Raw genomic sequence first — 15,946 nt, 5'->3', positions numbered from 1 at the left:
TACTGCTTCACCCGTTCGTGTCGCGCTGCCGACGTCCCGAAGCTGACACGGTCTGACAGGCCCTCAGCACGCGTGAATCACCCGTACGGCCTGCGGACCACAACTGGGCGCGGGCTCGGGCCACTTCCCTGGCCCCGCCCGCGCTCCGGAACGTGCTCAGTTCTGCGACGGCAGCGACGGGGGTCCGCCCGCGCCCGGCTCCAGCGCGTCCAGCGCCCTGCGCAGGCCCGTCAGTTTGCGTTCGAGATGGGCCGCGGTGGCCACCGCGGCGGCGTCCGCGGAGTCGTCGTCGAGCTGTTTGGACAGCGCCTCCGCCTGCTCCTCGACGGCCGCGAGCCGCGCGGACAGCTCGGCGAGAATGCCGCCGGAGGGCTCCTTGGAACCGCCCGCCGCACCCTTGCCGCCACCCTCCAACTGAAGCCGCAACAGCGCCGCCTGCTCCCTGAGCTGGCAGTTCTTCATATACAGCTCGACGAAGACCGAGACCTTGGCGCGCAGCACCCAGGGGTCGAACGGCTTCGAGATGTAGTCGACCGCACCCGCCGCGTACCCGCGGAACGTGTGGTGCGGTCCGTGGTTGATGGCGGTGAGAAAAATGATCGGGATGTCCCGGGTCCGTTCGCGCCGCTTGATGTGCGCGGCCGTTTCGAAACCGTCCATTCCCGGCATCTGGACGTCCAGCAGAATGACCGCGAAGTCGTCCGTCAACAGCGCCTTGAGCGCTTCCTCCCCGGACGATGCCCGCACCAGTGTCTGATCGAGCGCGGAGAGGATGGCCTCCAGCGCCAACAGATTCTCCGGCCGGTCATCGACCAGGAGGATCTTGGCCTTCTGCACCATGGCCCGTCCTCCTCGCCCCGGCTTGGGGCCTCCCCTGTCCGCAGGACTCGACGTGACACCGCTCGGCGTCACCCCAGGGGACGACTCCCTCGCGCCACCCGTCCTTGTGCCGGTCATCGTAGCCGCACCCCGCCTGTCGCCACACCCTGTCACCGTGATGTCACTGTGCTCGTAGCAGAAACGCAAGCGGGGACCAGAAGGTTCCCCGAATCCCGCGTTTCTACACGACCTCGGCCACACTCAGTCAGCAACTCCGTGCGCCCCCCAACGCGTTGCGACCACCGGCGGCACTCCCTGTCACTCACTCCGCATCCACTGCTCCATGACCGACAACAGATGATCGGGATCGACCGGCTTCGTCACATAGTCGGAGGCTCCCGAGTCGATCGCCTTCTCCCGGTCGCCCTTCATCGCCTTGGCCGTCAGCGCGATGATCGGCAGCCCGGCGAACTGCGGCATCCGACGGATCGCCATGGTCGTCGCGTAACCGTCCATCTCGGGCATCATGATGTCCATCAGAACGACCGTCACATCGTCGTGCTGCTCCAGGACCTCGATGCCCTCACGGCCGTTCTCGGCGTACAGCACGGACAGCCCGTGCTGCTCCAGGACGCTGGTGAGCGCGAAGACGTTACGGATGTCGTCGTCGACGATGAGCACCTTCTCCCCGTCGAAGCGGACCGTCCGGCGCGGCTGTGCCGCCGCCTCCTGCGCGGCCTGCCGCGCCCAGTGCTCCTGCGCCTGCCCGTTGCCCTGCCGGTGCAGCGTGGACGGAGGGGTGGCCGGTACGGACCTGCGGCGCCGCCTGAAGAGCGCGGCGGCCCCGTTCTGCGTCTCCCGGTACGACTTCACCTCGGCCGGTGTCTCGGTGCGCTCGGCCAGTTCGTCCTCGGAGGCCAGCAGCTCCCCCGCCTCCAGCGCGGCCGACGCGCTGTGCGCATAGCCCTGCGGGGGCAGTTCGCTCGGGTGCAGCGGCAAATACAGGGTGAAGGTGGAGCCACGTCCGGGCTCGCTCTGCGCGTGGATCTCGCCGCCCAGCAGCCGGGCGATCTCCCGCGAGATGGACAACCCCAGCCCCGTACCGCCGTATTTGCGGCTCGTGGTGCCGTCCGCCTGCTTGAACGCCTCGAAGATGACCCGCATCTTGCTGGCCGCGATCCCGATGCCCGTGTCCGTCACCGAGAACGCGATCATGTCGGCGTCCGCGTCCCGCAGCGAGCCCGCTTCGAGCAGCTGCTCCCTGATGGCCACCGGCACATCCGCGCCCGCCGGCCGGATCACCAGCTCCACGGCCCCGGAATCGGTGAACTTCACCGCGTTGGACAGCAGGTTCCGCAGCACCTGCAACAGCCGCTGCTCGTCCGTGTGCAACGTGGCGGGCAGCTCCGGCGAGACCCGTACGGAGAAGTCGAGGCCCTTCTCCGCGGTCAGCGGACGGAAGGTGGCCTCCACGTAGTCGACGAGCTGGACGAGGGCGATACGGGTCGGAGAGACGTCCATCTTGCCCGCCTCGACCTTCGACAGGTCCAGGATGTCGTTGATCAGCTGGAGCAGGTCCGAGCCCGCCCCGTGGATCGTCTCGGCGAACTCGACCTGCTTGGGCGTCAGATTCGACTCGGCGTTGTCCGCGAGCAGCTTGGCGAGGATCAGCAGCGAGTTGAGCGGGGTGCGCAGCTCGTGCGACATGTTCGCCAGGAACTCGCTCTTGTAGCGCATGGAGACCGCGAGTTGCTCGGCGCGCTCCTCCAGGACCTGCCGCGCCTCCTCGATCTCGGTGTTCTTGACCTCGATGTCGCGGTTCTGCCGGGCCAGCAGCTCGGCCTTCTCCTCCAGTTCGGCGTTGGACGCCTGGAGGGCCTTCTGCCGGTTCTCCAACTCGTCGGACCGATCCCGCAGTTGCTCGGTCAGCTCCTGCGACTGCTTCAGCAGCACCTCGGTCTTGGTGTTGACGGAGATGGTGTTCACGCTCGTCGCGATCATCTCCGCGATCTGGTTCAGGAAGTCCTTCTGGATCTGCGTGAACGGCGTGAACGACGCCAGCTCGATCACCCCGAGCACGGTCCCCTCGAAGAGCACCGGCAACACGATGACCTGAGCCGGGGGCGCCTCCCCGAGCCCGGAGGAGATCTTCAGATAGCCGCTCGGCGCGTTCTCCACCAGGATCGTGCGCTTCTCCTTCGCCGCCGTCCCGACCAGCGCCTCACCGGGCCGGAACGACGTCGGCATGGAGCCCATCGAGTAGCCGTACGAACCGAGCATGCGCAGCTCGTACTGGTTGTCGTTGTCCGGCGCCAGGTCCTTGCCGTCGAGGAACGGCAGCGCGAGGAAGAACGCGCCGTGCTGCGCGGACACCACCGGCGTCAGCTCGCTCATGATCAGCGAGGCCACGTCGTCGAGGTCCCGGCGGCCCTGCATCAGGGCGGAGATCCGGGCGAGGTTGCCCTTGAGCCAGTCCTGCTCCTGGTTGGCGATCGTGGTGTCGCGCAAATTGGCGATCATCTTGTTGATGTAGTCCTGCAGCTCCTTGATCTCGCCGGACGCGTCGACGTCGATCTTGAGGTTCAAGTCGCCCCGGGTCACCGCGGTGGCCACGCGCGCGATGGCGCGGACCTGCCGGGTCAGGTTCCCGGCCATCTCGTTCACCGACTCGGTGAGGTCCCGCCAGGTGCCGTCGACGTCCCGCACGCGCGCGAGGCCGCCCAGCTGCCCCTCGGTGCCCACCTCGCGGGCCACCCGGGTGACCTCCTCGGCGAAGGACGACAGCTGGTCGACCATCGTGTTGATGGTGGTCTTCAGCTCCAGGATCTCGCCGCGCGCGTCGATGTCGATCTTCTTGGTGAGATCGCCCTTGGCGATGGCGGTCGTGACCATCGCGATGTTGCGGACCTGCCCGGTGAGGTTGGACGCCATCGAGTTCACCGACTCGGTGAGGTCCTTCCACGTACCCGCCACACCCGGTACGTGCGCCTGGCCGCCCAGGATGCCGTCCGTGCCCACCTCACGGGCCACCTTGGTGACCTGGTCGGCGAACGAACTCAGCGTCTTCACCATGCTGTTGAAGGTGTCGGCCAGCTCCGCGACCTCACCGGCCGCCTCGATCGTCACCGTACGGGTCAGGTCGCCGTTGGCGACGGCCGCCGCGACCTGGGAGATGTTCCGCACCTGCATGGTCAGGTTCTTGGCCATCAGGTTCACATTGCCGCTGAGGTCCTTCCAGATGCCGGTGATGCCCGGCACGTGCGCCTGACCGCCGAGGATGCCCTCGGTGCCCACCTCACGGGCCACCCGGGTCACCTGCTCGGCGAACGACGACAGCTGGTCCACCATCGTGTTGACGGTGGTGACGAGTTCGAGGATCTCGCCCTTCGCGTCGACGGTGATCTTCTTCGACAGGTCGCCCTTGGCGACGGCGGTCGTGACCTCGGCGATCTGACGCACCTGGATGGTCAGGTTGTTCGCCATGAAGTTCACCGACTGCGTGAGGTCCTTCCAGGTGCCGGAGACGCCCTGCACCTCGGCCTGACCGCCGAGTTGGCCCTCCGTACCCACCTCCCGGGCGACCCGGGTGACCTCCTCCGCGAACGACGACAGCTGGTCCACCATCGTGTTCAGCGTGTTCTTCAGCTCCAGGATCTCCCCGCGCGCGTCCACGGTGATCTTCTGGGAGAGGTCGCCGCGGGCCACCGCCGTGGCGACCTGCGCGATGTTCCGCACCTGGCCGGTCAGGTTGCCCGCCATGCCGTTCACGGACTCGGTGAGGTCGCGCCACACACCGGCGACACCCGGCACCTGCGCCTGACCGCCGAGGCGGCCCTCCGTGCCCACGTCCCGGGCGACCCGGGTCACCTGGTCGGCGAAGGAGGAGAGCTGGTCGACCATCGTGTTGATGGTGTTCTTCAGCTCCAGGATCTCGCCGCGCGCGTCGACGTCGATCTTCTGGGAGAGGTCGCCCCGCGCCACCGCCGTCGTCACCTGCGCGATGTTGCGCACCTGCGAGGTGAGGTTGCCGGCCATCGAGTTGACGGAGTCGGTGAGTTCCTTCCAGGTGCCGGACACACCGTCCACGCGGGCCTGACCGCCGAGACGACCCTCGGTGCCCACGTCCCGGGCCATCCGCGTCACCTGGTCGGCGAACGACGACAGCTGGTCCACCATCGTGTTCACGGTGTTCTTCAGTTCGAGCATCTCGCCCGCGACATCGACGGTGACCTTCTGCGAGAGGTCACCGTTGGCCACGGCCGTCGTCACCGCCGCGATGTTCCTCACCTGTCCGGTGAGATTCCGGAACGCGGTGTTGACGGAGTCCGTCAGGTCCTTCCACGTTCCCGCCGCGCCGGGCACCTGTGCCTGACCGCCCAGCCGTCCCTCGGCCCCGACCTCGTTGGCCACCCGCGTGACCTCGGCACCGAAGTACGAGAGCTGGTCCACCATGCCGTTGACGGTGTTCTTCAGTTCGAGCATCTCGCCGGCCACGTCCACGGTGACCTTCTGCGAGAGGTCACCGTTGGCCACGGCCGTCGTCACCGCCGCGATGTCCCGCACCTGGATCGTGAGGTTCCGGAACACCGTGTTGACGGAGTCCGTCAGGTCCTTCCACGTTCCCGCCGCGCCCGGCACCTGTGCCTGACCGCCCAGCCGTCCCTCGGCCCCGACCTCGTTGGCCACCCGCGTGACCTCGTCCGCGAAGATCCGCAGCGTCTCGGTCATCTGGTTGATGGTCTCGGCGAGCTTGGCGACCTCACCCCGTGCGGGCACGGTCACCTTCTGCGACAGATCACCGTTGGCGACCGCGGTGGTGACCTGGGCGATCCCCCGCACCTGCGCGGTGAGGTTGCCCGCCATCAGGTTCACCGAATCGGTGAGTTCCTTCCACACACCGGCCACACCCGGCACCTCGGCCTGACCACCGAGCTGCCCCTCGGTGCCGACCTCCCGGGCGACGCGGGTCACCTCGGAGGAGAACGCGGAGAGCTGGTCCACCATCGTGTTGACGGTGACCTTCAGCTCCAGCATCTCGCCGGCCACGTCGACGGTGACCTTGCGGGACAGATCGCCCTTGGCGACCGCGGTCGTCACCAGCGCGATGTCCCTCACCTGCGCGGTGAGCCGGTACGCCATCGTGTTGACGGACTCCGTCAGGTCCTTCCACGAACCCGACATGCCGCGCACCTTGGCCTGTCCGCCCAGCTTGCCCTCGGTGCCCACCTCGCTGGCCACCCGGGTGACCTCGTCGGTGAACGTCGACAGCTGGTCGACCAGGTTGTTGACCGTACGCCCGACCTTCAGGAACTCCCCGCGCAGCGGATGCCCGGACCCGTCCGGCGCCTGCGTCCGCAGCTCCATACGCGGCGACAGATCACCGTCCGCGACGGCCGACAGCACCCGGCTGACCTCGGAGACCGGCCGTACGAGATCGTCGACCAGCGCGTTCGAGGCGTCGATCGCGGCGGCCCAGGAGCCCTCGGTGGCCCCGGTCTCCAGCCGCTCGGTGAGCTTGCCCTCACGCCCCACCACGCGCCGCACCCGCGACAACTCGCCGGTCAGATGCAGATTCCGGTCCGCCACCTCGTTGTACACGGCGGCGATCTCCGCCATCACGCCGTCGCCCGAGACGGTCAGCCGCTTGCGGAAGTTGCCGTCCCGCATCGACTCCAGCGCCACCAGCAGCCGGTCCAGGGCAGCCGTGTCCACGGTGGTGGTCCCATTGCGTGGTTTGCGCGATTTACGCTGTTCACTCAGGGACTGTCCGCCTTTCGCGCGCGCCTTAGTGCCTCGCGTCGCTGCGCCAGACTCCACTGTGTCCCTCCCGCAAGGGTCGACCGTTCCTGCTAGACGTACTTCGCCGTATTCGAACGCTTCGTACTGCTCACACTGCTCGTACCACTCGTACTGCTTCGTACTCGGACTCGCCCGACCTTCTCCTGGAAGCCTGCCCAGTGTTTCACCATGGCTGAACCAGGCCATAACAGTTCGGCAGCTTCGCACACGGTCCGCACACCTCCGGACGGAAACACAGACGACCGGCATCCGCATGGACGGCGAAGGTAAGTAACCTTGCATGCGGCTGTCCAGCCATGCCGGTCCCGTCCGGCCTGGGCGGTGGCGCACGAGCACGAGCGGGCAGGCATCGGAGGGGCGGCCTCACCATGACCACCGGACTGCATCCCGGGGAGACCCCCCAGGACCCCAGGCCGACGGAGCACCAGCCTCTGCCACGGCAGGAGGCCGTCCACGCACCCCCGCACGTCGAGAACCGGACAAGGAGTTCTGTGACCACCGCGCGCGCGGCCGCCAGCTTCGCTGCCGTCTCACGATCCGTCGCGACCGCCCGCTCGTTCGTCCGCGACACCCTCCAGGGCTGGGGCTTCGCCGACATCGTCGACGACGCGGTGGTCCTCACCAGCGAACTCGTCACCAACGCGGTCGTCCACGCGGGCACCTCCGCCGACGTCCTCTGTCTGCGGGCCGACGACGGCGTCCGCATCGAGGTCGCCGACAGATACCCCGAACGTGAGATCCCCCTCCAGGGCAGCCACATCAACATGGGCAGCCCGGACCGCGAGGGCGGGCGCGGCCTCCAGCTGTGCGCGGCGATGGCCACCCGCTGGGGCGTCGAATACACGTCCACGCACAAGCAGGTCTGGTTCCAACTCGATCTCCCGGACCGCCCGGTGGGCACCCGCTCGGCCGGCCCGTCGCTCCCCGCCGACCTGCTGCCGCTCGCCGACGGCCGGGTCCGCGTCGCCGTCGTCCAGATCGACCGCGCGGGCGCGATCGGCGCCTGGAACGAGGACGCCGAGGAACTCTTCGGCTACGCCCCCGACCACGTCATCGGCAAACCCCTCACCGATCTCGCCGCCTGGCCGCACACCCCCGGCACCAGCACCGGCGTCGCCGAGGCCCTCCAACTCTCCCGCTGGGAGGGCAGCTACGGCATCCGCGGCGCCAACGGCCGTGTGACACCGGTCTACGCCTCCCACCTCCGGGTCCGCGACGCCGACGGCGACCCCTCCACGGTCTGCCTGCTCGTACGGGACCACGAGCGCGCCGTTCTGCAGACCCCGATCCGCATGCCGTCCGGCGACACCGCCGGCTCCGGCGACGGCCAGGCCACGGACCCCTTCGAGGTCTTCATCGGCTCACCGGCCCCGGACGACCTCGACGGCCTCCTCCAGCGCACGGTCGAGCGCGCCCGCGACATGCTCGACGGCGACTCCGCCTTCCTGCTCCTGGCCACCGACGACGAGACCGAGCTGGAGGTACGGGCCTCCACGGGCCTCCCGTCGGCCCGCCAGCGCTTCGCCCGCGTCCCGGTGGAGGCCGGCCCCGGCCGCTACAGCTCCGCCCGTATGCCGGCCGTCCACGACGATCTCACGGCCGTCCCCGGCGCCGTCCCCCTCCTCAACGGCACGGGCATGCGCTCGGTCGTCACGGTGCCCCTCAAGGTCGAGGGCCGCCTCACGGGCTCCCTGGGGGTCGCCGCCGAGGCGCACGGCCGGTACTCCAACGAGGAGGCCCTGCGCCTCCAGTTCGCCGCCGACCGCATCGCCCTGGCCGTCGAGTCGGCCCGCCTGGGCGAGCTGGAGCGCCTGCGCCGCGGCTCGCTGAGCTTCCTGGTCGAGGCGTCCGACCTCCTCGCGGGCACCCTGGACCGCGACCAGACCCTCGCCCTCATGGCCCAGATGACGATCCCGACGCTCGCCACCTGGTGCGCGGTCTACACGATCGCCGACCAGGCCTCGGACCCGTATCTCTCGTACGTCCTGCACGAGGACGAGGACCTCATCGACGGCCTCAAGGCCCTCCTGTCCAGGATCCGCCCGCCGGAGCCCATTCCCACCCCGGGCGCCCGCGTCTGGACGGCCCCCGCCGAGGCGGCCCACCAGGCGGCCCTGCGCACCTCCATGCGCAGCCTGGGCCTCGGCGAGCCCGCCACGGTCAGTTCGGGCATCGGTACGACGCTGGCGACGGCCTCGGCGGTGGGCGGCGAGACCGTCGTCCTCCCTCTCGTGGCCCGCAACCGCGTCATCGGCATGCTGACCCTCGGCAAGCCCACGGACGAGCACTTCCGCCAGGAGATCCTGGAGCTGGCGGAGGACCTCTCCCGCCGGGCCGCGCTGGCCCTGGACAACGCCCGTCTGTACTCGGAGCGCGTGGCCATCAGCCAGTCCCTCCAGCGCAGCCTCCTCCCGCCCGAGCTGCCCCAGATCGACGGCGTCGAGGTCGAGGTCATCTACCGCGCGGCCGGCGAGGGCAACGAGGTCGGCGGCGACTTCTACGACCTGTTCCCCATCCGCGACGGCGCGTACGGCTTCGCCATCGGCGACGTCTGCGGCACCGGCCCGGAGGCCGCCGCGGTCACCGGCCTGGCCCGCCACGCCCTGCGCCTGCTGGCCCGCGAGGGCTACGCCGGCCCGGCGGTCCTGGAGCGCCTCAACTCCGCGATCATCGACGAGGGCGCCCGCAGCCGCTTCCTGACGCTCCTGTACGGCGAGTTGTGGCCCCAGGAGGACGGCAGCGCCGTACTGAAGGTCGTCTGCGCCGGCCACCCGCTCCCCCTGCGTCTGCGCCAGGACGGCACGGTCGAACCGGCCGCCGAACCACAGGCGCTCCTCGGCGTCATGGAGGACCTGGAACTGTACGAGCAGACCGTCACCCTCGACCCCGGCGACGTCCTCCTCTGTGTCACGGACGGCGTCACCGAACGCCGCGAAGGCACCCGCATGTTGGGCGACGACGGCCTCACCGAGGTCCTGACCACCTGTACGGGCCTCACGGCGGGCGCGGTAGCGGCCCGTGTCATGCGCGCGGTCGAACGCTTCGCCTCCGACGCCCCCTCGGACGACATGGCCATCCTGGCGATGCGCGTCCCGGGCCTCCAGCAGGACTGATCCGGCAGGACTCAGCGGGCATGAGAAAGGCCCCGCCCAAGTGGGCGGGGCCTTTTGTCTGAGCCCCCAAACGGAATCGAACCGTTGACCTTCTCCTTACCATGGAGACGCTCTACCGACTGAGCTATAGGGGCCTGTCACCTGTTCGAGGTTTCCCTCGCGGCAACGAGATAGATCATACCCCGATCCGGCGGCTGCTTCGAACCACCCGGCGCCCGTCGGAAGAACTAGAAGGCAGGCTGCAGCAGTCCACCGAGCGCGTTGCAGGCGGACACCAGCCGGTGCAGTTCGCGCCGTGACATCTCACCGGCGATGGGCAGCGCCAGTGTCTCGTCGGCGGCCCGCTCGGTCTCGGGCAGACACACATCACGCCGGAACCCGGGCATCCGGTGCACGGGCGTCTTCACCGGCACACTGCACTGAACGCCCTTGGCCCGTACGGCCCGAGCGAAGGCGTCCCGGTCGGGCCGCCCGTTCCCGGGCACCCGCACGACGTACTGCTGATAGGTGTGCCCGTCGCCGCCTTCGGGAGTCCGTACGCCCTTCAGCTTCGCGCTGAGATACGCGGCCCGTCGCCGGCGCTCCCCCAACTCGCTGTACGGCGTCTCCGACTCGCCCTGCTCCAGCACCAACAGCCCATGCCGTTGCCCGACTTGACGCAGCGCCGCGATGTCGGCGGAGCGGCCGAAGCGGTGGACGACGACCGCGGCCACCGTCCTGGACGTCACTGCGGCCTCGACTGCTGCGGTGTCCAGGCAGTACGTCACCGGGTCTATGTCGGCGAACACCGGCACAGCCCCTGCCAGGCTCACCGCCTGTGCGACCTCCGGGTTCCCGAACGCCGGCACGACCACCTCGTCACCGACGCCGACACCTGCGGCCCTGAGCATTCCAACGGTACCCATGGCGCGGATCCTGGTCGCGCAACGTGAACTCCAAGTAAAGACAAACAAAAAAGAGCTGGCCCCCGAACCGAAATTCGGGGACCAGCTCTCAATATTTGTTCGGCGGCGTCCTACTCTCCCACAGGGTCCCCCCTGCAGTACCATCGGCGCTGTAAGGCTTAGCTTCCGGGTTCGGAATGTAACCGGGCGTTTCCCTCACGCTATGACCACCGAAACACTATGAAACACTCAACCGCACCACCCAGTGGCCCTGGGCGGGGTTGTTCGTGGTTTCAGAACCAACACAGTGGACGCGAGCAACTGAGGACAAGCCCTCGGCCTATTAGTACCAGTCAACTCCACCCGTTACCAGGCTTCCATATCTGGCCTATCAACCCAGTCGTCTACTGGGAGCCTTACCCCATCAAGTGGGTGGGAATACTCATCTCGAAGCAGGCTTCCCGCTTAGATGCTTTCAGCGGTTATCCCTCCCGAACGTAGCCAACCAGCCATGCCCTTGGCAGAACAACTGGCACACCAGAGGTTCGTCCGTCCCGGTCCTCTCGTACTAGGGACAGCCCTTCTCAATATTCCTGCGCGCGCAGCGGATAGGGACCGAACTGTCTCACGACGTTCTAAACCCAGCTCGCGTACCGCTTTAATGGGCGAACAGCCCAACCCTTGGGACCGACTCCAGCCCCAGGATGCGACGAGCCGACATCGAGGTGCCAAACCATCCCGTCGATATGGACTCTTGGGGAAGATCAGCCTGTTATCCCCGGGGTACCTTTTATCCGTTGAGCGACGGCGCTTCCACAAGCCACCGCCGGATCACTAGTCCCGACTTTCGTCCCTGCTCGACCCGTCGGTCTCACAGTCAAGCTCCCTTGTGCACTTACACTCACCACCTGATTGCCAACCAGGCTGAGGGAACCTTTGGGCGCCTCCGTTACCCTTTGGGAGGCAACCGCCCCAGTTAAACTACCCATCAGACACTGTCCCCGATCCGGATCACGGACCCGGGTTAGACATCCAGCACGACCAGACTGGTATTTCAACGACGACTCCACCCGAACTGGCGTCCGAGCTTCACAGTCTCCCAGCTATCCTACACAAGCCGAACCGAACACCAATATCAAACTGTAGTAAAGGTCCCGGGGTCTTTCCGTCCTGCTGCGCGAAACGAGCATCTTTACTCGTAGTGCAATTTCACCGGGCCTATGGTTGAGACAGTCGAGAAGTCGTTACGCCATTCGTGCAGGTCGGAACTTACCCGACAAGGAATTTCGCTACCTTAGGATGGTTATAGTTACCACCGCCGTTTACTGGCGCTTAAGTTCTCAGCTTCGCCAAGACGAATCCTGACTAACCGGTCCCCTTAACGTTCCAGCACCGGGCAGGCGTCAGTCCGTATACATCGCCTTACGGCTTCGCACGGACCTGTGTTTTTAGTAAACAGTCGCTTCTCGCTGGTCTCTGCGGCCACCCCCAGCTCAAGCAGCAAGTGCTATCACCGGTGATGGCCCCCCTTCTCCCGAAGTTACGGGGGCATTTTGCCGAGTTCCTTAACCATAGTTCACCCGAACGCCTCGGTATTCTCTACCAGACCACCTGAGTCGGTTTAGGGTACGGGCCGCCATAAAACTCGCTAGAGGCTTTTCTCGACAGCATAGGATCATCCACTTCACCACAATCGGCTCGGCATCAGGTCTCAGCCTCCATGTACGACGGATTTACCTGTCGCACGGCCTACACCCTTACCCCGGGACAACCACCGCCCGGGATGGACTACCTTCCTGCGTCACCCCATCACTCACCTACTGCAAGTCTGGTCCGTCGGCTCCACCACTCCCCTTTGCCCGAAGGCTCCGGGGCGGCTTCACGGACTTAGCATCGCCTGGTTCAGTGTTTGACGCTTCACAGCGGGTACCGGAATATCAACCGGTTATCCATCGACTACGCCTGTCGGCCTCGCCTTAGGTCCCGACTTACCCTGGGCAGATCAGCTTGACCCAGGAACCCTTGGTCAATCGGCGCAAACGTTTCTCACGTTTGTATCGCTACTCATGCCTGCATTCTCACTCGTGAACCGTCCACAACTCGCTTCCGCGGCTGCTTCACCCGGCACACGACGCTCCCCTACCCATCCCAGCCCCCGTTGGGGGTATCTGCTGGAATGACACGACTTCGGCGGTACGCTTGAGCCCCGCTACATTGTCGGCGCGGAATCACTAGACCAGTGAGCTATTACGCACTCTTTCAAGGGTGGCTGCTTCTAAGCCAACCTCCTGGTTGTCTCTGCGACTCCACATCCTTTCCCACTTAGCGTACGCTTAGGGGCCTTAGTCGATGCTCTGGGCTGTTTCCCTCTCGACCATGGAGCTTATCCCCCACAGTCTCACTGCCGCGCTCTCACTTACCGGCATTCGGAGTTTGGCTAAGGTCAGTAACCCGGTAGGGCCCATCGCCTATCCAGTGCTCTACCTCCGGCAAGAAACACACGACGCTGCACCTAAATGCATTTCGGGGAGAACCAGCTATCACGGAGTTTGATTGGCCTTTCACCCCTAACCACAGGTCATCCCCCAGGTTTTCAACCCTGGTGGGTTCGGTCCTCCACGAAGTCTTACCTCCGCTTCAACCTGCCCATGGCTAGATCACTCCGCTTCGGGTCTTGAGCGTGCTACTCAAACGCCGTATTAGGACTCGCTTTCGCTACGGCTACCCCACCCGGGTTAACCTCGCAACACACCGCAAACTCGCAGGCTCATTCTTCAAAAGGCACGCAGTCACGACGCACCAAGTAAACTTGATGCGCGACGCTCCCACGGCTTGTAGGCACACGGTTTCAGGTACTATTTCACTCCGCTCCCGCGGTACTTTTCACCATTCCCTCACGGTACTATCCGCTATCGGTCACCAGGGAATATTTAGGCTTAGCGGGTGGTCCCGCCAGATTCACACGGGATTTCTCGGGCCCCGTGCTACTTGGGTGTCTCTCAAACGAGCCGCTGATGTTTCAGCTACGGGGGTCTTACCCTCTACGCCGGACCTTTCGCATGTCCTTCGCCTACATCAACGGTTTCTGACTCGCCTCACAGCCGGCAGACTGTGAAAGAGAGATCCCACAACCCCGTATACGCAACCCCTGCCGGGTCTCACACGCATACGGTTTGGCCTCATCCGGTTTCGCTCGCCACTACTCCCGGAATCACGGTTGTTTTCTCTTCCTGCGGGTACTGAGATGTTTCACTTCCCCGCGTTCCCTCCACTTGCCCTATGTGTTCAGGCAAGGGTGACAGCCCATGACGACTGCCGGGTTTCCCCATTCGGACACCCCCGGATCAAAGCCTGGTTGACGACTCCCCGGGGCCTATCGTGGCCTCCCACGTCCTTCATCGGTTCCTGGTGCCAAGGCATCCACCGTGCGCCCTTAAAAACTTGGCCACAGATGCTCGCGTCCACTGTGCAGTTCTCAAACAACGACCAACCACCCACCACCCCGCCTTCACAGACGAGTTCACTGGGGTCGGCGTCGAGGGGATTCATTCCCTCAGACACCCAACAGCGTGCCCGGCACCCTCGCCACTCCGGTCAGCTTTCCACGCCCCGAAGGACAGTACTCACAGCCTGAGATGACTGACGATGCCGAATAATCAACGTTCCACCCATGAGCAACCAGCATCAGACGTTCGCTGATGAACTGGCCTCTGACCTCACCCCGGAGGGATCGGTGAGAAGTGCTCCTTAGAAAGGAGGTGATCCAGCCGCACCTTCCGGTACGGCTACCTTGTTACGACTTCGTCCCAATCGCCAGTCCCACCTTCGACAGCTCCCTCCCACAAGGGGTTGGGCCACCGGCTTCGGGTGTTACCGACTTTCGTGACGTGACGGGCGGTGTGTACAAGGCCCGGGAACGTATTCACCGCAGCAATGCTGATCTGCGATTACTAGCAACTCCGACTTCATGGGGTCGAGTTGCAGACCCCAATCCGAACTGAGACAGGCTTTTTGAGATTCGCTCCGCCTCACGGCTTCGCAGCTCATTGTACCTGCCATTGTAGCACGTGTGCAGCCCAAGACATAAGGGGCATGATGACTTGACGTCGTCCCCACCTTCCTCCGAGTTGACCCCGGCAGTCTCCTGTGAGTCCCCATCACCCCGAAGGGCATGCTGGCAACACAGAACAAGGGTTGCGCTCGTTGCGGGACTTAACCCAACATCTCACGACACGAGCTGACGACAGCCATGCACCACCTGTACACCGACCACAAGGGGGCGACCATCTCTGGCCGTTTCCGGTGTATGTCAAGCCTTGGTAAGGTTCTTCGCGTTGCGTCGAATTAAGCCACATGCTCCGCTGCTTGTGCGGGCCCCCGTCAATTCCTTTGAGTTTTAGCCTTGCGGCCGTACTCCCCAGGCGGGGAACTTAATGCGTTAGCTGCGGCACCGACGACGTGGAATGTCGCCAACACCTAGTTCCCACCGTTTACGGCGTGGACTACCAGGGTATCTAATCCTGTTCGCTCCCCACGCTTTCGCTCCTCAGCGTCAGTAATGGCCCAGAGATCCGCCTTCGCCACCGGTGTTCCTCCTGATATCTGCGCATTTCACCGCTACACCAGGAATTCCGATCTCCCCTACCACACTCTAGTCTGCCCGTATCGAATGCAGACCCGGGGTTAAGCCCCGGGCTTTCACATCCGACGCGACAGACCGCCTACGAGCTCTTTACGCCCAATAATTCCGGACAACGCTCGCGCCCTACGTATTACCGCGGCTGCTGGCACGTAGTTAGCCGGCGCTTCTTCTGCAGGTACCGTCACTTTCGCTTCTTCCCTGCTGAAAGAGGTTTACAACCCGAAGGCCGTCATCCCTCACGCGGCGTCGCTGCATCAGGCTTTCGCCCATTGTGCAATATTCCCCACTGCTGCCTCCCGTAGGAGTCTGGGCCGTGTCTCAGTCCCAGTGTGGCCGGTCGCCCTCTCAGGCCGGCTACCCGTCGTCGCCTTGGTGAGCCGTTACCTCACCAACAAGCTGATAGGCCGCGGGCTCATCCTTCACCGCCGGAGCTTTTAACTCCCTGCCAGGAGGCAGAAAGTATTATCCGGTATTAGACCCCGTTTCCAGGGCTTGTCCCAGAGTGAAGGGCAGATTGCCCACGTGTTACTCACCCGTTCGCCACTAATCCCCACCGAAGTGGTTCATCGTTCGACTTGCATGTGTTAAGCACGCCGCCAGCGTTCGTCCTGAGCCAGGATCAAACTCTCCGTGAATGATTACCCGTAACCGGGTGCACACATCACGAGAGCGGAACCACCGGAGGAATG

Annotated in this window: 4 protein-coding genes, 1 tRNA gene and 3 rRNA genes; 1 reads left to right on the top strand and 7 read right to left on the bottom strand. The window is 65.3% G+C overall.

The annotated features are described in order from the left end of the window. Positions 1-156 precede the first annotated feature (156 nt). Complete coding sequence (locus F9278_RS36030) at positions 157-840, bottom strand: response regulator (protein ID WP_152172028.1); 684 nt, start codon at positions 838-840, stop codon at positions 157-159. A gap of 297 nt (positions 841-1,137) precedes the next feature. Continuing rightward, the gene (locus tag F9278_RS36025) at positions 1,138-6,531 is read right to left on the bottom strand and encodes a HAMP domain-containing protein (protein ID WP_193241783.1); all 5,394 of its coding nucleotides are present in this window, start codon (positions 6,529-6,531) and stop codon (positions 1,138-1,140) included. Positions 6,532-6,986: 455 nt separating this feature from the next. On the opposite strand from F9278_RS36025, the gene F9278_RS36020 reads away from it, so the two are divergent. After that, positions 6,987-9,731 (top strand): SpoIIE family protein phosphatase, encoded by a 2,745-nt coding sequence (locus F9278_RS36020; RefSeq protein ID WP_152172026.1) that lies wholly within the window; start codon positions 6,987-6,989, stop codon positions 9,729-9,731. Positions 9,732-9,792: 61 nt separating this feature from the next. Here F9278_RS36020 and F9278_RS36015 read toward each other — a convergent pair. The 5 genes from F9278_RS36015 to F9278_RS35995 all read right to left on the bottom strand — a co-directional run bounded on the left by F9278_RS36015 (position 9,793) and on the right by F9278_RS35995 (position 15,892). Then, positions 9,793-9,865: transfer RNA gene (locus F9278_RS36015), tRNA-Thr, on the bottom strand. Between the two features lie 93 nt (positions 9,866-9,958). Continuing rightward, the gene (locus F9278_RS36010) at positions 9,959-10,621 is read right to left on the bottom strand and encodes a DegT/DnrJ/EryC1/StrS family aminotransferase (RefSeq protein WP_152174329.1); all 663 of its coding nucleotides are present in this window, start codon (positions 10,619-10,621) and stop codon (positions 9,959-9,961) included. 112 nt (positions 10,622-10,733) lie between these two features. After that, positions 10,734-10,850: ribosomal RNA gene (gene rrf / locus F9278_RS36005) — 5S ribosomal RNA — on the bottom strand. Positions 10,851-10,938: 88 nt separating this feature from the next. Next, positions 10,939-14,062, bottom strand: a 23S ribosomal RNA gene (locus tag F9278_RS36000). 304 nt (positions 14,063-14,366) lie between these two features. Further along, positions 14,367-15,892, bottom strand: a 16S ribosomal RNA gene (locus F9278_RS35995). The 16S, 23S and 5S rRNA genes sit together here, the layout of an rRNA operon. Between the last annotated feature and the right edge of the window lie 54 nt (positions 15,893-15,946).

Origin of the sequence: Streptomyces phaeolivaceus (assembly GCF_009184865.1) — a bacterium.
GTDB classification, from domain to species: Bacteria; Actinomycetota; Actinomycetes; order Streptomycetales; family Streptomycetaceae; genus Streptomyces; species Streptomyces phaeolivaceus.
Note: the sequence above shows the minus strand (reverse complement) of the source record. Positions and strands in the feature narration are given on the sequence as shown.